We start from the raw sequence: 21291 nt of genomic DNA, 5'->3' as shown, positions 1-21291 counted from the left end.
AAAAATGAATCTTTATGTATTTTTAAAGGATAATTGATACTGAATGAAAGATCAATCCATTGAAAATAATATTATTCCAACCTTAGATTTGAAAGGATTTAGGGAAGAGCAATTCGCTGGCAAAAAAGAATTGATTTTCAATGAAATCATTGGTGAAAAAATTATTGAGAAGCCCCATAAGCATGATTTTTTTATTATTATCTTATTTGAAAATGCATCCGGAGTTCACACAATTGATTCTGTAGATTATGTGATTGGTGACCAGGAAGCTCATGTTCTTTTTCCTGGGCAAATCCATAAATGGCATATTCATACGGAATCTTTTGGTTATCAATTAATGATTGAACGATCCTTTCTAGAACAATTTGCTCCTGCATTTCGGTACTCCTTTACGAACTATCAAAATCACCCAGTTATTCGGTTAAGAAACGAAGCCTTTGAGAAGCTTCGTTATGAATTTAATGCTATTCGACAAGAATTACTTGACTCTTCGCCTCTAAATCAGTTAATTTCCGCACGCGCAGCCGTGATCGCTGCGTTGGTGAGTAAAGAGGCTGAATTTGATAGTGATGAATTCAAAATCTACCAAACTCATCCAAGACTCGCTAAATTTAATTGGCTTATAGATAAATTCTACAAGAATCAAAGATCCCTTTCATATTATGCCGATCAGTTGAATATTAGTGCCAACTATCTGAATATTCTTTGTAAAAGAAACCTCAAAATTTCTGCAAATAAACTCATTCATCAACGTATTGCTTTGGAATCCAAGCGACTTTTGCAAACCTCAGATAGTAGTATTAAAGAAATTGCATTTGAATTGGGTTTTTCAGATCATGCCCATTTCTCAAACTTTTTTAAAAGCCAAACCGGCTTAACACCTTCTCAATTCCGAGAAGAGTTATAAAATTTACAAGCATCCGAATAATACTTCCAAGATTTTTCCCCCTCAACCTCCTTACTTTTGTATACTGGATCTAATTGATTCATTCTAAAACTATTGATAATGAAAATTTCAAGAAAAGACTTTTTAAGAAATTCTGCTATGAGTGTGGCAGGCATGGCTTTGGGATCAACAGTCCTCGGATCAACAAAATCCAATACTGCAAATTCGCCAAATTCTATAAATGATAAGATTATTATGAAAAATATTAAACTCAAAAATGTAAGATTAGAAACTGGTTTTGAATTTATCGATGATGAAGTTGCTTCAACAAAAACCGAACTCTTTACCATCGAAATTGAAAATGGAAAAATAAAAAATATAAGTGCTAACACCAATGATCTTAACGCCATCGATGCCAAAGGATACCTGATGTTACCATCCTTTAAAGACATGCATATCCATTTGGATAAAACATTTTATGGAGACAAATGGCAAGCTGTTAAGAGAAGAAAGGGTGGGGTAAAAGGAATGATTGCTCTTGAACAGGAAATTATGCCTGAATTGCTGAAAACATCGACCTTTAAAGCTGAGAAACTTATTGAATTATTGCAATCGAATGGTTCCACATTTGCCAGAAGTCATGTCAATATAGAACCTACCTCCAAATTAGATTCTTTAAAAAATTTAGAAAAAGCTTTAGATAATAAAAAAGATACTTTTGGAGCTGAATTAGTTGCATTCCCGCAACATGGAGTTTTCTATACTGAATCAGCCCAATATTTGAAAGAAGCTGCGAAAATGAATATTGATTTCATTGGTGGATTGGATCCCTTTAGTATTGATGGGGCAATCGAAAAAACAATGGACTTTACAGTCCAACTTGCATTGGATAACCAAAAAGGTATTGACATTCATTTACATGAAACAGGTGATTCAGGTGTACAGACCATTGAATATCTCATTGATAAAGTCAACGAAAATCCAAGTTTGAAAGGGAAAACTTACTTGAGCCACTGTTTTGCCTTAGGCAAAATTGATCAACCAAAGCAAGAAGAACTGGCGGAAAAGTTAGCTGATGCAAAAATTGGAATTATTTCAACCGTCCCTTTTGGGGGATTAATTATGCCAATTCCAATTTTAATGAACAAAGGAGTAGAGGTAATGGTTGGTAATGATAGTATTGTAGATCACTGGAATACATTTGGAACTGGAAGTGTTTTGCAAAAAGCCAATCTCGCAGCTCAATTATATGGCTATTCTACTGAATTGGCTTTGTCTAGAATGTTGAAATTAGCAACTGCAGGACCAATTCCCTTAGATGATAAAGGAAACCAAGTATGGCCTAAGGTAGGAGATGCAGCTGATTTGGTTTTCCTGGATGCTTCTTGTTCAGCAGAAGCTGTTTCGAGAATGTCTCCAGTTAAATCATTGATTTATAAAGGAAAGGTAGTTTATTAATTATGAGAGTATTAACATTAGGTTTTTGCATGGTATTAGGATTATCTTCCTGCCAAGCAGCAACAGTAAAAGAACAAGAAATAGAAATTGTGGAACAACAAGGATTAATAAGATTGGTTGAAAGTAAAAATTTGAAAGCAGTAGAATCTGCGTTAAAAGAAGGTCAAAATGTGAATACCGTCGATGCCAATAAAAGGAACTTACTTTTAATCGCAACCATTAACCAAGATTTACCTATGGCAAAATTGTTGGTTTCATATAAAGCGAATGTAAATCAACAAGCTGATAATTTGGATAGTCCATTTCTCTTTGCTGGTGCTACTGGGCAGACAGAAATGCTTAAATTATTTTTATCTAATGGCGCTAGGTTTGATGTGTTTAACCGTTATTATGGCTCTGCATTGATTCCTGCATGTGAGCGTGGTCATGTCGAAACAGTTCGATTATTGGCGAATACTAAAGGTTATCCGATTGATCATGTCAATAGATTGGGCTGGACTGCCTTAATGGAAGCGATTGTTTTAGGTGATGGCACTAAAAATTACCAAGAAATTGTCCAAATCCTAAAAGATGCTGGTTCTAAAATGGATATTCCTGATAAAGATGGAATAACTCCATTACAACACGCAAAAAATAGTGGTTTCACAGAAATCGTAAAAATAATTGAGGGATAAGTCTTTAAAACTTATCCCTAAATCCATATTCGTTTATTCTCTTAAAGATTACTTTCAATTGCTCCAACTTCCTCTGAATACAATTCAATAGGCTTGTCTAATAATACAGCAATAACGGTCAGGTTTTTATCTAGCCTCTCCTTAGGAATATCAATATATACTATTCCTGGTGTGGCACTCCAATAGAGTTTGTTGTAAATCTCATGGCCAATCATAGATCCTTCTCCAACTATCCGAATCCGGGCGATACTATTTTTTAATCCCTTAATAGCTACTGGACCCATAGGCTCGCCTTCCACAAATAAATATAAAGTTTGTTTATCTGCTGATAATGCCGTTTTTCCATTGAAATGGTTCGCTGGGATACCTGGAAGTGCATCTTGTAACACTTCAGCATGTTTTTTGACCCAGCTTTTTGTTTCTTCTGATTGAAAATTTAAAGTCGAATCTAATTTACTTCCATCATCATTAATTCGTCCTTTTAATAAATTTCTTCCCAATGAAGTTGCCTTTGCAATCTCACGAATCGTTTCCTTACTGTTTTTATTACTCAAAATAGTACTCAGATTATAAGCTTCCGGTAATATAGCCGCACTAATGCTCGGTGCTTTATCAAATTTTACAGCAACAACAGAGGCTACTTGATCAAAGTTATCCTTTGGAATTTGCAACTTTAGCTTTAACCCATCATGCGTAAACTCTACATTTTCATTGCTGCCTAACATCTTGACTTCTACTGGAGCATTCTCCAAACCGTCAAATTCAACATAATCCTTTACCTGATCCAAGTAAATATATACCGTTTTGCCATCCTTTGAAAAACTGTTTTTCTCATTTAAGACCTGTTGTGGTAATCCTGCTCGGGTTCCATATATCGCTTCCGAATATTTCTTCGTCCATCTTGCCAATTCCTTCAGTATTGCAACTTGCTCCGCTGGAATACTTCCATCGGCTTTCGGACCAATATCTAAAAGTAAATTTCCACCCATTGCCAAACACTCAATCAAGGTTCTTACAATCATATTCGGACTTTTGTAATGATTGTCAAAGGGCTGATAACCCCATGAATCGTTCATCGTATAACATAATTCCCAATACCTATGATTTGGACGCTGAACTGGAATTCCTTGCTCTGGAGTTGCATAATCGCCATGGTTATTCAACCTGGAATTTATGATGATGTCTTTATTGTACTTGCGTAATAGGTCTAAGGTCCCTTTCGCTTTCCATTCTTCTGAACTATGTTCCCAATCCCCATCAAACCAAATTAAATCAGGCTTATATGAAACTGATAATTCCTTTAATTGACCTTGATAATAATCTTGAAATTTATTCCATCGCTTCGCTTCTTGTTTGATGTCGTAGCGCTTTTGAGTCCGAGTAATAATATCATAATTGGGATGACTCCAATCTGGTAATGAAAAATATAATCCAGTTTTTAATCCTGAAGCTTTTAATTCATTAACAAATGGGGTTAATACATCTTTCTTAGCTGCTGCATCTTTGTAAACCGTGGTCGCCTGATCCATCTTGCTGTCCCATAAGGAAACCCCATCATGATGTTTCGTAGTTATTACTGAATACTTTGCTCCTGAATCTTTTATCAACTGAACCCATTCCTTCGGATTGTAATTATTAGCCGTAAATCCTTGAAGTTGCTTCATGTAATTATCATGAGAAATATAATTATTGAAAAACGCCCAAGATTCTGAAATTCCATCTACAGAATAAATCCCCCAATGTATAAAGATCCCCAATTTCGCATCATCGAACCATTCCATTTTCGGGTCCTCGGCGATAACTTGCTTCTCTTGTGCAATCGAATGGTTTAATATCAGTGCTAATGCTAATGTTATAAAGGTTTTTCGCATATAATGACTCTAATAGTTTTATGATGTTCGTAATTTACATATTTAGTTTATTGCGGACTTAATTATTATTAACCTTTTCTAACATCATTTTGCACCGAAAATTTTACCTAACCTTTTTCTTGACCAATATTTTTTAAGATATCTTTGGTAACGAGGATTTCTCACAATGAAAACATGGCTGCTAAGGAAATTGAAATAAAAGATAAATTAGAACCCCAAAAACTTATTAAAGTGGCAGTTTTTGACCGCTCAAAAAATATTACTAAACCTCATAAACATAATGGTTACCTGGAATTGGTATTCTTATCTTCAACCTTCGGAAAACATTTTATGGATGGGAGAGAAGCCGTAGTAAAGACCCCTTGTATTTTAGTGATACAAAAAGATAATGTACATCATTGGGAATTGGAAAATCCAGTTGTAGGTTATGTCCTCCTTGTGAAGAAACTTTTTGTCGAACAAAGTTTAGATATAGAAATAAGTCGTCTAATTGATGAAGTCAAGCAATTTGATCATATTTCTTTGAATGATGCGCATAGCATCCAATCGATCTGTAATTTATTGGAGAATGAAAATAATAAAATTGCCCAAGAAGGATTATTTAAAGCAATGCTGTCCAAAATTCTTGAAAACACAAATCAAAATCACTCGTTAAAGGTTTTTCAAAATAATCTATACTTAAGGTTCTGTGATTTGCTCAACAAGGAGATTCAAGTTGTAAATCATGTTGCTCATTATGCATCTCAACTTAATACTAGCCCACAAAACCTAAGTGCAGCCTGTAAAAAACAAGTGAATCTAACCGCATCTGAAGTTCTTGCAGACTATATAATCAAGGAAGCCAAAAGATTATTATATTACACTTCTAACAATATCTCAGAGATTGCATTTATTTTAGGTTTCTCTGACAAATCTAATTTCTCTAAATATTTTAAACGCTATACAGGAATCACTCCATCGGTTTTCAAAAATCAAAAAACCTAGAATTCCTTTTCCCCAAACTCACTTTTTGGAAGTTTAATGATTTGATTTAGTTTATGCAGATTGAAATTTAAATTTACCAAAAACACATTCTTCTCATAAATATAGTTCGTCGTCGTATAAAAATCATTCGAGAATGTGGTTATTCTTTGTTCGTTTACTCCCCATTTCCCTAATTCAATAAACTGCCATTGTACTTGTGCCGTAATAGCACCTTGCAGAAAAGCTTTGCTTAAATTGAAATTTGGTGTAAGAAATCTGGAATCCTTTCCTTGAACGGTAGGTCTTTCTGAAAGATAGTTCACCTGTAGTCCTGTACTCCATGTAGCTGCGAAATCCGCCTGCAAACCCGCATTGATTGAATAAACCCAATCCTGATTCGATCTTGTTTCTTGGTAATCTAAAACCTGACCTGAAATCTTATAATTATAAATATTCGCTCCAGCATTCAACCTCAACCATGATAATGGTTTTCCTTCAGCCCCTAGTTCCAAACCATAGCGTGAAGCATAATCTGCATTGGTAAATACACGGTGTAAAATCGTGTCTGCATAGACTGAGTTTACCCTTTGAATCGGATTTTTAGTATGTTGGTAATAGGCATTCATGAATATGCTTCCGGTATTAAATTTCTTAACCAAACCAGTTTCCGCATTGCTCGTAAATTCAGGTAATAATTCAGGATCTCCTTGCTCTAAGGTTTCTGAATGTTCGCGCTCCGGAATGGGATTCAACTCAAAATTATTGTTCCTTTGAACTCTTCTTGCTGCAGCTAATTTCCAAGACCATCCAGAACCCAAATCATGCATTAAATTGAATGTCGGATATAACTGATGGATGGAATAGGGATATTCTTGGTTACTGTGCAACAACAAAAGGTCTCGCTGATAATACTCATAGCGCAAACCTAATGAAAGTTGAGTTCTACTAAATTTACGATCATACTGACTGAATAGAGCATGAACACGATTGTTTGCATTCATACGTCCTGTGAATTCTGGAACTAAGTGAAGATTTTGAGGGTTGCCCTCAGCGGCATAATATTCAAAATTCCCCTTCTGACTATCATTTCTTAATTGGTAACCCGATACCAATTCTGCATTTTCTAATTTCCAATTATGCTGAATGGAAAATCTCAATCCATGTAATGGGTTGCTATAGGTATTGTGTGTCCATTGAACCGTATCTATGCTGTTCTCAATATTCCCATTCTTTGTTGATCCATAAATATTGGCAAACTCATAGATTGCTCCCAACTGTAAGGAATGTCTAGGATTAATCTTGTATTGATAGGTGAAATCCAATAAGTAAAATTCACCTTGTTTATTCTGTAAGTTCGAATTGAAGTAATTTAGGCTGGAAATTTCTTGACCGGTAGAAGGCTGAATGGTTCTGTTTTTATAATGAATATCCGCCAATCTATCTTGAAATTTTCTAGAAGCTAAAACTCCTAAATTGAGGTTATGCTTTTCCGAAACTTCATAGGCAGCGTTTAACCTGATGCCGAAATTGTATTTGTCAAAACTACGCTCACCTTGAGAAGGAAAAAAGGTTTGTCGATCCCCAATTATCGTATTCACATCTCCATCCCTAAATCCAGCATTGTCATTTCGAAGATAATTTGCTGAACCATTTAGCTCCAATTTATCCTTTTTTAATTGAAAGGAGATATCGGCTCCAAAACGCTTTTGACTTTCAATATTTTCATAATCGTCGATACTTGGAAGACCTCCTTGCAAATTTAAGATCCATGCAAAACCATTGGAAACTGATTTTTTTGTTTTTAAATTGATAATACCACCTTTACCATCGGGGTCAAATTGTGCCGTGGGACTCGTGATATATTCTACCTCTGAAACATCATTGGCAGCAATTTGATTTAATATGGTCGCAGGATCTAAAAATGTAGGCTTGCCATTAATCAAGACAATAACTCCTGTATTCCCTCGCATGCTAATATTCCCATTTGCATCAACAGATGCTGAAGGTAAGTTCTTCACAATGTCCAAGGCTGTTCCCCCAACTGCATTTTTGTATTGGCTGGCTTGATAGGTTTGCCTATCATTACTGTGGCTTTGTCCCGCAATATTTCCTCTAACTGTTACCTCTTCTAGATTTGTACTTGAACTGGTAATATATATTGAGCCCAAGTCTAAAGTTTTTTCTCCCTTGATTTCAAATCCTAATTGTTTTTGATAATAACCAATAAATTTCACCTGTAATTGATAGCTTCCGTTTTTTAAATTCGTAAATTCAAATAATCCAGTGCTATCGGTGATCATACCATCTATTATTTTATTCTTGCTATCCAATAATCCAATACTTGCATACGAAATAGGGGAAATGCTTAGGGAATCCCTGATGGAACCCGAAATCTTACTATGCTGTGCATTGCTGATTTGAATCAGGAACAGCAAACAAAAAATGGTGAAAATCCTTTTCAATGGTTTAAGTTTTGCCCAAAAATAGAAATGATATCCTTGGATTTATATAGAATTGAAAATTATACCATTGTTTTTTCAAATCGACTCTTAATAAATAAAAAATCCCTAATACAGTCTTGTATTAGGGATTTTTTAAGCTCGAACTTTGATTACTTCAAGTATAAATCAAAATACTTGGCAATTTTATCATACATATGGATTCTATCTTTGCCCATTACATTATGCTCATGGGTAGGATAAAGGAAATAATCGACTTGTTTCCCCGCTTCAATACACTTTTGTACAAAATCCATACTATGTTGTTGAACTACAACAGGATCCTGAGCACCATGAATTATTAACAAGTGACCATTTAGTCGATCCGCCTTGTTTAACATGGATGTTTTTTCATATCCTTCGGGGTTTTCTTCTGGAGTATCCATATAACGCTCACCATACATCACCTCATAATACTTCCAATCCATTACCGGACCACCTGCTACCGCAGCTTTAAAAATATCATTATGCTTGGTCATTAAGGAACTTGTCATAAAGCCCCCAAAACTCCATCCAAAGATTCCCATGTTATCTGCATCTACATAAGGTTGTGATTTTAAATAGTTAATCCCCACCAATTGATCAGCCATTTCGGCTTCTCCTAAATTCCGATGGGTTACTCGAGTAAAGTCCCTGTCCCGAGCATCTGATCCTCGATTATCCATCGTGAAAACTAAATATCCATTTTGAGCCATATATAAATCGAAATATCCAACTCCACCTAACCAACGGTCTGTTACAAGTTGTGCATGCGATCCTCCATATAAATAAACCATTACTGGATATTTTTTATTGGGATCAAAATTCGATGGATAGGTTATCCTCGCATTCAATGACGTTTTTCCATCCGCGGAGGTAAAACTTTTAAATTCAATTTTTGGAAGATCGATTTTGCCAGTAAAGGGGTTGGCAGCTGTAACTAAATTATCCGTCTTATCTGTTTTGCGATGATTGATCTGCACAACATTTGGCGTACTTAAATTGCTATATTGATCCAATACATATTCTCCAGAACTACTTACAGAAGCGTTATGTATACCATTTGTTTTTGTTAGTTGAACCGTCTTACCTGACTTTAATTCAACCTCAAATAAATGTCGCTCCATTCCTTGATTGATGGAAGCAATATAATATCCTTTTTTACCTTTCTCGTCAAAGCCCTTAAAATCAGTAACTATAGCATTGTTATACCCTAATTTCTTAATCAATTTCCCTTGAGTATTGTATAAGTAAAGTTGGTTAAACCCATCTTTATCAGTTTGATATAAAAATAAATCTGGATTATTCGGAACAAAAACTAATGATACTTGTGGCTCTACCCAAGTATTTGAAGATTCCTCAAATAAGGTTTGAACTAAAGATCCTGTGGCCGCATCGTACTTATTTAATTTCAAATGATCTTGACCACGGTTCAATACGCCTACATATACATATTTACCCGATGGATCCCAAGTTACGATGGTTAAGTATTGCTCCTTAGGTTCTCCAGTTTGTAATTGAACATAATTGCCAGTTTCCGTATCGTAGATGTTCAAAGTAACTTCTTCACTTTTCATCCCAGCCATTGGATAACGGATATCCTTAATGGTAGCAACTCGGGTATCCCATTGTGCTAATGGATATTTGCTGACCATGGTCTCATTTTTCTTATAGTACAATAACTTTTTATCATCAGGGGACCACCACATTCCTTTGCTTATTCCAAATTCATTTCGGTGGACTACCGAACTTCCGTTCACAATTCCATCAACGGTATCCTGTGTGACTTTTATCTTGCTACCATCGGCTTTGATAATCTCAATATTATTGCCAACTAAATAAGCTGTTTGCTTATTCGAATGGCTGTATTCTTCGCCAGCTCTATCCTTTGGCAAACTTGTATTTATCTTCGCTTCCTTCTGCTTGCTGTCATAGTTTACCAAATAGCTTGAGTTTTTACCCTCAAAAACAAATTGAATGTTTTGAGAATCTATCCAGTTGTAATTTGTCGGAAAATTACGAAGCTTTATCTCTTCGTTTGGAAGAATCTTTTTCAAGGCAGTCTGAAGTTCAGTCACTGAAGCCAATGCCACAGGTTGCCAATTATTTTTTGCTTCTCGCTTTACCAAATTTTGATAGGTACTATCCAAATTCGAAATAGCATCCATGTTTTTTATCCATTTTGAGGCCGGCAAAGTCTTTGCAGCATATTTACCCGGACCATATACAGTCTCATCTATCGTAAATCCTCGCTGACCGTAGGCAACCGATGAACCTAATAATAGAAATACTAATAACTTTTTCATTTAATCATATAGTTTATGTTGACGAAATTAAGAATTTGTCAGGAAAGCTGAATAGAAAATAGTAAATGTCAGGATAGTACAGGATACCTATTCCAAAAATGAACTCTATATTCGGAATAACTTATTATGGAACAACCTAATCGTGTTCAGACAATTGACCTAATACCTAATACCTGATTTTAAAAAGATATTCTAATAAAAGAGCAAATTAGATTTTAAAAAAAATATCAAAAATAGCCTGAGGAAATAGCAAAATATACTCAGCGAGATGTATTGTTTCTCTTTTGAAACGATGTAGAATTGATTTGGCTATAAGGAAATGGTTTTTGGCATGCAGGAATTCCAGTGAATTGAGAGATAAATAACTCAATATAAACCTTTTAAACTTATAACTATGATGAGAACCTACATCAGATGTGTTCCTTTATTGTTGTTTTTCTTACTAGTAAAAATGACATATGCACAGGAAATCACGATTACTGGTCGAGTATCCTCAACTACGAATGATGCCCTGGCAGGCGTCTCTATTAAAAGTAGTGTCGGAAACTCCAGTACTAGCACCGATGCGAATGGTGCTTATGAAATTAAAACTACGGCGGCTGCAAATCTTACCTTTACCTATATGGGCTATAATACCCATACCGAAGCAGTAAACAATCGAAATGTTATTAATGTCCAATTAACCTCTTCTTCCGAATCCATTGAGGAAGTCGTTGTTGCAGTAGGCTATGGGGTGGTCAAAAAAAGTGACCTGACTGGAGCTGTAGGTACTGTTCAAGGCGAAGCACTTCATGAAAGACCTGCTTCCAATCTAAACCAAGCTTTGGGGGGTAAAATTACCGGTGTTAATGTTTCTACAAGCTCCGGAAGACCTGGTGGAAGAGCAAATATCCGAATCCGTGGATCCAGTTCTATCTCTACGACAAACAACCCTCTCTATGTGATTGATGGAGTAATCATGAGCCGTGATGGTCTTCAGAATGGTAGCTCTCCAATTGATTACATCAACCCAAATGATATTGCTTCCGTTGAAGTGCTTAAAGACGCTTCCTCAACCGCAATCTATGGTGCTCGTGGTGCAAATGGGGTAGTGATTGTTACTACCAAAAGAGGTACTGCAGGGGGAGGAAAAGCAAGTTATGATGTTGACCTTGGTGTTGGATATGCCCCTAAATTATTGCCAGTTTTAACCTCTGAGGAATTCCTGGCTGTCGAGGAAATGGCGTACGAAAATGCTAAAAAATTTGACCCTGTAGGATGGGCAACAGGAACAAAATACACCGATCCTAAAACCAAACGTACGAATCCATTGATTTTTGATGCCAATGGCAAACCTTTGTATAATACAGATTGGCAAAAAGAAGCCTTCCGAAATGCTATAACGCAAAATCATCAGTTAAGCTTTACCAATGGAAATGATAAAGGCTCTTATGGTGGGTTTGTAAATTATCGGAATGAACAAGGGGTAGCTTATGGATCATGGCAAAAAAGATATTCAGCAAGATTTGTATTTGATACTGAAATCCGGGACTGGTTGAAAGTAGGAGGAGTATTAAGCTATACAGATCAGAAAGATAAACAAGTGGATGAATTAGGTGGCGGTGGAATTACCATGATGCGCCAAGTCTTGGAAGCATTACCTTTAATCCCTGTACGTTATCCTGACGGAAAATGGGCCAGTAACCGCGATTATCCAGGAATGGAAGGTGGTGATAACCCAATTCGTGTGGCCGATGAACGCCTTTATTACCTTTCAACACAACCTTTTATTGGTAATATGTATGCCAATATCAAACTTTTGGATGGATTGGAATTTAGAACCTCAATCGGAACAAATATCATTAACCAAAGAAAAGATTATGCTGCAGCTGCTGGATTGCAATATATCTCCAGTGATGGAACTGCAAACGTGGATAATAAAAGATTCAATTCTTGGCAATTTGAAAACTATTTCACTTACCTGAAGGACTTTGGAGATATCCATTCCATCAATGCCATGCTTGGTTTCTCATGGCAGCATACAGATTACTTCGGGTCCTATGCCAGCTCCAGTAAATACACTGACTTCTATTACCAATTTAATAATCTCGGTGCGGGTGCAACCATGAATGCACCTTCGTCTGGTGCTAATGCCAATGGATTAAACTCTTATTTTACCAGAATTAACTACACCTTGTTAAATAAATATCTTTTCACTTTCACAGGTCGTATTGATGGTTCTTCAAAATTTGGTGCAGATAATCAATATGCCTTTTTCCCTTCTGCAGCTGTAGCTTGGAAAATCAATGAAGAGAACTTCCTTAAAGATTCTGAATCCATCTCAAATCTGAAACTTAGAATGAGCTATGGTGCTACAGGAAACTCTGAAATCCCAGCGTATAGAGCATTAGCAGGAATGGGAAATTATGAAATCATACAAGGGGGAGATCGGTTGGTAGGTGTTGGAACCGGAAGAATTGCAAACCCTACCTTGAAATGGGAAAGAACAGAACAAGTAGATGTAGGACTTGAGTTAGGCTTATTCCAAAATAAATTGAATTTCGAATTAGATCTATACCATAGACAAGTGAATGATATGCTTTTGGATGCCCCAATTCCTTTGTCAAGTGGTTATGGAACCATCTTTAGAAATATCGGTAGTATGAAGAATGATGGTATTGAGTTTGGAATCAATGTAGCCAATATTGGAAATGACGTTTTTAATTGGTCTGGATTATTCAATTTCTCTTATAATAAAAATCAAGTACTAAGATTAATTGGAGGCGCTGATATTTATAGCGGCGGAACAATTATCCGTGAAGGTGAATCTGTAGGTTCTTTCTGGGGATTTCAACACTTAGGAACTTGGGGATCGGCTGAAGCAGCAGAAGCTAAAAAATATAATATGCTGCCAGGGGATGTCAAATACCAGGATATTAATGCCGATGGGGTAATCAATGATAATGATAAAACCATTATCGGACGTGGTATTCCGGATGGATACGGTACTTTCTCAAATACCTTCAAATATAAAAACCTTTCTCTATTGATCGATATCCAATATATGTTTGGGAATGATGTCTTGGATAGAAGTATTCACTCCGCTGAAGATAGACAAGGTATTGCCAATAGCTATAAAACAGTATTGAATGCCTGGACTGAAAACAATCAAAATACCGATATCGCTCAGGTAAGACCTATAAATGCTTATTATACAACCAATAATGATAGCCATAAAGTCTCTGATGCTTCATTTATACGTGGTAGAAACTTGATGCTTTCTTATACGGTGAACCCTGATGTAGTTTCTCGGATGAAATTAGATCGATTGAAATTCTTCGCTTCCGTTCAAAACTTCTTTGTAATGACCAAGTACGCAGGTTATGACCCTGAAGTTTCTAACTCTGGAAACCCTTTCGATCAAGGTTACGGAATGTATGATTACCCAAGACCTAGGGTGTTCACTTTTGGATTAAACATTGGCTTATAATTTAATTGGATTATCATGAATTACATAAAACATATAAATAGAACTATTAAAATTACAGCGAGTGTGCTAGCATTCAGTGCCTTAATGGGCTGTTCTGATTTTTTGGATGAATCAGACCCTAGTAATTTTACTGTTGAGAATTATTTCACAAAACCTGAACATGCGCGAAGTTCAATTAGCGCGATATATGCTAGTTTAAGAAATCCAATGGTCAGTGGTTTTGGTGGTGGAACCTGGATGATGCTTGAGTTTGCTACAGGACTGGCTGCAACCGACCTTGGACAGGCTGTAAATAGCTATTACGTGAAAGATCTTCGGAATACTTCTGATAATGGCTATGGATTGGACTTTTGGACAACCTATTATAAAGGAATCGGAAATGCAAACCTCTCCATCACGTATATTCCCAAAATTTCAATGGATGAAACCGAAAAGAAGAAATTACTTGGGGAAGCACATTTCATGAGGGCTTTCTATTATTTTAATCTCGTCCAAATGTTTGGTGAAATCCCGCTAGTGACAGAAGCAGTAAGCTTAACCTCAGAACAATTATATCCAGAGCAGTCATCCGTTGAAAAGGTCTATGAATTAATTGTTAGTGACTTAAAAGTGGCGGAAGGTTCAGGATTACCTTGGGCCGACCAAAGTGGGAAGGTAAATATGGGAATTATCAAATCACTCATGGCTAAGGTTTATCTAACTATGGCAGGTTTTCCATTGAATAAAGGTGCTGCATATTATGATCTTTCTGCCAAGGCTTCAGAGGAAGTAATAAATTCCAAACAGTATCAATTGTTCCCTACCTATGCGGATTTACATGATCCCAAAAAGAAAAATGGAGTGGAAAATATCTTCAGTATACAGTATAAAACACAAGTCATTCCTTCCAATTGGCAGGTGGCTATTATCCCGTATAATAAGAATATATCAGCTTATTCCGATGAAACAGGTGGAATATATGCAACAAAAGATTTTGTAGAATCCTATGATGCAAAAGATTTGAGACGCGCGGAAAAACAATTTTTCTTTACAAAATTTACCCATGAGTCTGACCGATCCAAAGAAGTCAATCTTGGTGCATACTTCTTGTACAAACATTTTGATGAGCTTGCTCAAACTAGCACCACCAACAGTGATCTGAATTGGTCAATCCTCCGATATGCGGATGTCTTATTGATGCATGCTGAAGCTGCCAATGAAGTAGCTGGACCTAGTGCAAAAGTTTATGATGCAGTCAATGCCATCCGTAAAAGAGCTCAACTGCCAAATCTTGCAGGACTTTCTAAAGAACAATTGCGCGAAGCAATATGGAAGGAACGCTGGCATGAGCTATGTTATGAAAATATTACCTGGTTCGATATGGTACGCCTGCGAAAAGCATTCAATGTAACTACCAAAAAGTTTGATAATTATGTTGGTCACAAGTTCTCCTATGGACCTGTGGTAACTGAAAGAGAATTGTTATTCCCTAAACCTACTGCGGAAATTAGAAATAACAGTAAACTCGTTCAAAACAAAGGATATTAGGTGTTATAGAGTGTTTATTTATGAGCCGTCTTTACGAAAGTTTAGACGGCTTTTTTTGCTTTAAGCCCTCCCTTTTTTATGCTAAAAAACACCCTAATTTTCATTTCCTACTAAATAAATATCTTGTTTTAAGTGAAATATTGTTAACGGTTTTAGGGAAATATTAAATATTATCATTTATTTTTCTATATTTTGTATCCTAATTTATAATTCTCTCATTTTCTAATAGACTCCGTTTTTCTAACAGCCTTCAATAATTTATTACTATTACTTACTCATTCTTTTCAAGTACTCACTCATTGAGGATTTATAAATAACCAATTCCAATTAGTTTTATTACTAATGACTATCAAAATTGGTTTAAAATCAATTTCAACTGTACAAACACTAACTATAAATTGATTAATGCAATGAGCCTCTTACAGAATTCTCAGATAAGCTCAAAATATGATTTTAGTAAACATATTATTGAGATGCTAAGTCAGATTTTACAGCAGAAATTTCTGAAAGTAGAAATAGGAGATTTTTATGTAGGAAATCTGTTTGTAGAAAATCACAACGAAACCTCCAAAGTATTGAATTACAAATGTAGAACTGAAATGTTGAACCAAGTGCATCCTGATGCAGAACAAATTTGGCTTGCATATTTTGATTTCTTTTTTCCTGCCGAAGATAATGTGGTATTAAAATCTAATCTTTACCATGCCTTTAAACAAAATAACCTTAATAAAGTATACTTCTTCTTTCAAAAAAATAGACCACAGAATAAAAGTGATTATAAATGGTATTTTGCTACCTCCAAACTATCCCTTATTCATCAGGACTCAAACAATTTTATCTTGTTTCGGTATGCCTTCGAATTAAATAAATCAGAAAATAAACAGGTTTCTTTTTCTGATCAAAGTGATTTTCAAAAGTATTGTAACCGGGTAATGTTGTTGAGTAAAAGAGAAAAAGAAATTATTAAATTGATTGTAGAAGGTAAATCAAGTCAAGATATATCGGATCTCTTATTTATCTCCATTCATACCGTTAATAATCATCGGAAAAACATAACTAATAAACTGGAAATCAATAATCTTTGTCAATTGACGAAGTTTGCCATCCTCTTTGATATGGTATAAAAAATCAAATGACTATTGATAGCTATTGTCCTGTGTTCCTTTAATCTGGAAATTTATTTCTGAATTAATATTCTCCACTAGAAGCACTCAAGCTTCGTATAACCTTTCAAAATGATTGATCAGGCACTCATATTATTCAAGGACAATCTTTCGTCTTATCTAGCTTCCAAAGGCGATTCTGCAGCTAATATTATAGTTGATAATATTGGCTTGGCTGAAACCTCAGCGGGCTCAGGGCTTCCTGATAATATCGTAATTACACTGGTTAATATTGAAGAGGAAAATACATTGAAAAATCAAACCTCCTTGAAAAGAACTTCGAATGGAAATGCTTATTACGAAAATCCACCGGTAAACATAAACTTATATGTACTAATCACTTGCAATTATGCAGGTGACAATTACTTGCTCGCTTTGAAAAGATTATCCTTGGTCATTAGCTTCCTGCAAAGTAAAAACAACTTTAATTATGTAAACCCCTATGATCCTGATCAGAATATTGAATTTTCCTTCTGTATGGACCTCTATACTTTATCCTTTGAACAGATTAATTATTTATGGGGATCGTTGGGCGGAAGGCAGGTTCCTTTTGCCATGTATAAACTCAGATTGATTTCGCTTTCTGAACATGCTAAGGTTAAAGATGCACCGCTAATCGAAGAAATACAAACTAACCTATCCAATAAAAATTGATAAGATGAAGGCGCTCTATAAATCGTTATTTGAGATTAAACTCTACCATGAATTTTATCAAACAGAGAAATCAGGGAATAACATTTTTGAGCTCGCTAACCAACTAGATCGACTTGATTTTTTGTTTAAGAAATTTCAATCTTTTGAGGATTATATCAATGATGATATTGATTTTTTAACCCCCGAATCTCAGGAAGATATCTTTAAGAATAATAACCTAAAATTACTTCCTACTTATTCCGGATGTAAAATCCTGGTTGCGGTTCGTGCTAAGAAGCTCCCTAGTGGAATGACTACTTATGAACCTATCAATCCGTTATCGGACAACTTGCTTATTCCAATTCTTATTTATAAAAAATCATCAAAATTAAATGAAGTAAGTAATGCAAAAATGAATTCTTTTATGAATGCATATTACCTCTTTTCAAATGATGCTACATTATCAGGAAACCGGAATTCTCCTTATTTAACCGCCGATGTTTCCGATTTCGATGCTGCCAAAACTTACGAACAGGGTGAAATTGCAAAATTTGGATCCAATGATATTAGAACCTTCTATTCTGATATTTCAGATACGAAGATTTGGAAACCTATTGCAGGTCAAGCCTATGCTAATGAAAATGATCGCCTGCTTGTTCCTCCGAATTTTATTTACAATTTTTTGAATGCCAACAACATTACGAATGCAACATTCAAACTCAAAAACTCCACCGGAACACTGGTTCAAAAGATTAATGTCAAAAGTGTTAACCCGATGTCCAAGGTTCAAATTGTTTGGGATCCCAAATTGATTCGAATGCTGCCAGACGATCCATACAATGATCAATTGCTCTATGACCTTGAAGTTTCCAATACGACAGGATATAGCCAAAATCATAAAGTAGTTTTTTATAACAACGAATCGGAAATAAGAAATTCTGTCGGGCTAATATTATTTAAGATAAAAAGCAACATCAATGGATTCAAAATTATTGATGCCTCAGGAAAATTGATTAGCAGAAAAAATCAATTTAATATTATCGATCCTCCCACACCCATTTTTGAAATCAATCTTAGAAGTAAATCTTCATTTTGGAGGTATGTAAATAATAAGAGTAAAGCCTTAAAAACCGGTCTATTCCCAGATTTATTAAACTCTACTGACGGAACTTTGATATCCAAACTTCCGCGGCCATTAACTTCAAATATAACCCTCTATCAGAATCCTGATAGTAGCTTTTTATATCTCCCGAATCCATCTTCAAATTCAAACTGCCGAATAGAAAATAATAAAATATACAGTGAAATAATGGTTCCAGAATCTGATTTGTTTCCATTAGAACCTTGATTGTAAAAAATAATAATAACCAAAATCTATTGTTATGCAAGAATATAAAACCCCCGGAGTATATATTGAAGAAATACCACATCTTCCGCCTTCCATTGCTTCGGTTGAAACTGCAATTCCAGCTTTTATTGGATACACTGAGAATGCAAAATGGAAAGAAAATGATGACCTCAGAAATAAACCGTGGCGTATTGAATCTATGCTTCAATACGAGCAATATTTTGGTTATCCCGATCCTGAAAAAGAAGGCCTATCCGTTGAATTTGGACCTAATTCTGCCGTAAATGGCAAAATGGACGAAACCAAACGATCTAAATTCCTGATGTATTATTCCATGCAATTGTTCTTCGCGAATGGTGGGGGGCCTTGCTGGATTACATCGGTAGGTAATTATTCCGATTCTGGAGGGACGATTATTGTAGCTGATCTCTTAGATGGTTTAAAGGAAGTCGCCAAAATCAATGAGGTTACCCTATTAGTTTTTCCAGATTCCATGAACCTGAGTTCTGCCACGGATTACTATGATATTCATACCGAAGCAATCAAGCAATGTGTCGAACTTCAAGACCGATTCACAGTTTTGGATGTCTATCATAATGCTGAAAACCTAGATCAATGGAGCTTAGATGTTGAACTTCTTCGAAGTACATTATCGGGAACAACGGATTTCTATAAATATGCAGCTGTATATTTTCCGAAGCTTTACACCTCTATTGATTATTCCTATAAAGTAGTAGGAGATCCCAATAAAGATAATGATGAATTAGTAATAGTAACGGGAGTTCCCGGTGCTGCAAATCTGAAAGAACTATTGGCCGTTAATAATGAAAAGTATTTTCAAGCCAAAAGTGCTGTTTCAAATATTCAGATGCTGATGCCAGTATCGGCGGCAATTGTAGGCTTATATGCACAGGTTGATAATGCACGTGGTGTTTGGAAAGCTCCTGCAAATGTTAATGTGAGCAATGCTATCCGACCTCAATATCTGATCAACCAAAAGGAACAAATGAACCTCAATGTAGATTCTGCAGCTGGTAAATCTATCAATGTAATCCGTTCGTTTCCAGGTCGCGGACCTGCCATTGTCTGGGGAGCCCGAACATTGGCCGGAAATGATAATGAATGGCGATATGTACCGGTGCGAAGATTTTTTAATATGGCAGAAGAGTCTGTGAAAAATGCTACTGAACAATTCGTCTTTGAACCAAATGACCGGAATACCTGGGTCCGAGTGAAATCAATGATTGAAAATTACCTCACCCAACAATGGAAAGCTGGAGCCCTAATGGGCGCATCTACCAAAGAAGCATTCTTTGTCCATATCGGACTCGGAGAAACAATGACGGAATTGGATATCTGGGAAGGTAGAATGATTGTGGAAATTGGAATGGCCGTTGTCAGACCTGCTGAATTCATTATCCTAAGATTTATGCATAAAATGCTCGCTGAATCTTAATTAACCTATTGTATACCATAAATAATCATTGTTATGACCATAGAAAGCTCAAATATGCGAAACCCTAAAAATGGGAATTGCAATGGTAATGAAGCTAAAACTATAACTCAAAAAAATCTATATCAAATCAAAGAAGAGTATTGCAATAGATTAAAAGGGAAATTGGGAGAATTGAGTGAAAGTGAAGTTACCAAAGACGGTACTTTGATGATGTACGAAAAGAAAAAATGCGTCTTTGTCAAAACGGAAAAAAACTATCAAATGCTCCGCAACCTGGAACTAAAGATAGGAGTGGAGTTGATTCAAGCATCGGATGAAATAAAAAAGAATGTTGCTGCCAGTATTCTACAAAATGATGCCCTGTTAGCCGCATTAAAAGCAGTCTCCATGACTGCTAAAAATGCAAAGGTAGCTTTTGCCAACCTCCGCGAATCAGCTGCAAAACTAGATGCTGGTATGAATGACAGTTGCAATTCCGGACAGCTTAAAATATTAGGCTGTTCCTCTGAAAATTGTAATGATAATGAAAAACAAGCTGAAAGTAATCAATTGCCAAATGAGTGTCAGGATGCATGCCGAGTACTCCAAAAATTGGTTGAAAAACCAATTGAACTAAGCCAGGAAATCGATATTATCTGCAACTCCGTCTCCGATATCATAGGCATTCAATCTTTTTCTAACATTAAATCCTTGGAGAAATTCCAACAGGATTTCGCTACAAATGCCAAAACATTTGATGACTTAATCCTATCACAAATCATTAATGCCACGGCCGGACTTAAAAAATCCCAAGATGATCTTACCCTCGCTATCAAGTCTCAAACTCAATCCAGTTATGCTTTATACAATAAACGGAATGAACTAGAAACACTCGTGGAGGTTAAAGACTATTTATGTTGCCATAAATGTAATTGTATTGGCGATTGCGGATGTAATGAAGGCTCGAATGATGAAAATAACAGATTCAAAAAATGTAAATGTGATATCTGTGATATCTGTAAAGAGGTCACCGAAATCTATTGCATCAAGGATAATGATGGCGCAAGTTGCGACTAATAGT

General features: G+C 35.7%; 14 protein-coding genes. 11 read left to right on the top strand and 3 right to left on the bottom strand.

Annotated elements, in window-relative coordinates:
* Window positions 1-43 precede the first annotated feature (43 nt).
* From ACF3OC_RS11480 to ACF3OC_RS11470, 3 genes are all read left to right on the top strand, one after another.
* Window positions 44-907 carry a helix-turn-helix domain-containing protein gene (locus ACF3OC_RS11480; protein WP_392469238.1) on the top strand — a complete coding sequence of 288 codons (864 nt, stop codon included), beginning with the start codon at window positions 44-46 and terminating at the stop codon, window positions 905-907.
* A gap of 99 nt (window positions 908-1006) precedes the next feature.
* Entirely contained in the window at window positions 1007-2344 is a 1338-nt protein-coding gene (locus tag ACF3OC_RS11475; RefSeq protein WP_392469237.1) for an amidohydrolase, read from the top strand.
* 2 nt (window positions 2345-2346) lie between these two features.
* Complete coding sequence (locus tag ACF3OC_RS11470; protein ID WP_392469236.1) at window positions 2347-3018, top strand: ankyrin repeat domain-containing protein; 672 nt, start codon at window positions 2347-2349, stop codon at window positions 3016-3018.
* A gap of 41 nt (window positions 3019-3059) precedes the next feature.
* Here the strand turns inward: ACF3OC_RS11470 and ACF3OC_RS11465 are convergent, their stop codons facing one another.
* Window positions 3060-4889 (bottom strand): alpha-L-fucosidase, encoded by a 1830-nt coding sequence (locus ACF3OC_RS11465; protein WP_392469235.1) that lies wholly within the window; start codon window positions 4887-4889, stop codon window positions 3060-3062.
* 174 nt (window positions 4890-5063) lie between these two features.
* Here ACF3OC_RS11465 and ACF3OC_RS11460 point away from each other — a divergent pair, with 174 nt between their 5' ends.
* Window positions 5064-5873 carry an AraC family transcriptional regulator gene (locus ACF3OC_RS11460; protein WP_392469234.1) on the top strand — a complete coding sequence of 270 codons (810 nt, stop codon included), beginning with the start codon at window positions 5064-5066 and terminating at the stop codon, window positions 5871-5873.
* Here the strand turns inward: ACF3OC_RS11460 and ACF3OC_RS11455 are convergent.
* Complete coding sequence (locus ACF3OC_RS11455; RefSeq protein ID WP_392469233.1) at window positions 5870-8314, bottom strand: TonB-dependent receptor; 2445 nt, start codon at window positions 8312-8314, stop codon at window positions 5870-5872. The two genes, ACF3OC_RS11460 and ACF3OC_RS11455, sit on opposite strands and share 4 nt — an antisense overlap.
* Before the next feature lie 149 nt (window positions 8315-8463).
* Window positions 8464-10635 carry a DPP IV N-terminal domain-containing protein gene (locus ACF3OC_RS11450; RefSeq protein ID WP_392469232.1) on the bottom strand — a complete coding sequence of 724 codons (2172 nt, stop codon included), beginning with the start codon at window positions 10633-10635 and terminating at the stop codon, window positions 8464-8466.
* 394 nt (window positions 10636-11029) lie between these two features.
* Here ACF3OC_RS11450 and ACF3OC_RS11445 point away from each other — a divergent pair, with 394 nt between their 5' ends.
* The 7 genes from ACF3OC_RS11445 (at window position 11030) to ACF3OC_RS11415 (ending at window position 21287) form a co-directional block, all read left to right on the top strand.
* Window positions 11030-14104, top strand: coding sequence for a SusC/RagA family TonB-linked outer membrane protein (locus ACF3OC_RS11445; protein ID WP_392469231.1), 3075 nt, complete (start codon window positions 11030-11032; stop codon window positions 14102-14104).
* A gap of 15 nt (window positions 14105-14119) precedes the next feature.
* On the top strand, window positions 14120-15631 hold the full coding sequence (locus tag ACF3OC_RS11440) for a RagB/SusD family nutrient uptake outer membrane protein (protein WP_218823988.1): 1512 nt from the start codon (window positions 14120-14122) through the stop codon (window positions 15629-15631).
* 473 nt (window positions 15632-16104) lie between these two features.
* On the top strand, window positions 16105-16755 hold the full coding sequence (locus ACF3OC_RS11435) for a response regulator transcription factor (protein WP_392469230.1): 651 nt from the start codon (window positions 16105-16107) through the stop codon (window positions 16753-16755).
* A gap of 111 nt (window positions 16756-16866) precedes the next feature.
* On the top strand, window positions 16867-17448 hold the full coding sequence (locus tag ACF3OC_RS11430) for a DUF4255 domain-containing protein (protein ID WP_392469229.1): 582 nt from the start codon (window positions 16867-16869) through the stop codon (window positions 17446-17448).
* A gap of 4 nt (window positions 17449-17452) precedes the next feature.
* Window positions 17453-18775: a hypothetical protein gene (locus ACF3OC_RS11425; protein WP_392469228.1), complete on the top strand. Its 1323-nt coding sequence runs from the start codon at window positions 17453-17455 to the stop codon at window positions 18773-18775.
* A 34-nt stretch (window positions 18776-18809) separates the two neighbouring features.
* Complete coding sequence (locus tag ACF3OC_RS11420) at window positions 18810-20231, top strand: phage tail sheath family protein (protein WP_392469227.1); 1422 nt, start codon at window positions 18810-18812, stop codon at window positions 20229-20231.
* Window positions 20232-20264: 33 nt separating this feature from the next.
* Entirely contained in the window at window positions 20265-21287 is a 1023-nt protein-coding gene (locus ACF3OC_RS11415; RefSeq protein WP_392469226.1) for a hypothetical protein, read from the top strand.
* The last annotated feature ends 4 nt before the right edge of the window (window positions 21288-21291 follow it).

It is taken from the genome of Sphingobacterium cellulitidis, assembly GCF_043187465.1.
In the GTDB taxonomy this organism is placed as follows: domain Bacteria; phylum Bacteroidota; class Bacteroidia; order Sphingobacteriales; family Sphingobacteriaceae; genus Sphingobacterium; species Sphingobacterium cellulitidis.
The sequence above is the reverse complement of the archived record's forward strand: the minus strand, read 5'-3'. Positions and strand labels throughout refer to the sequence as shown.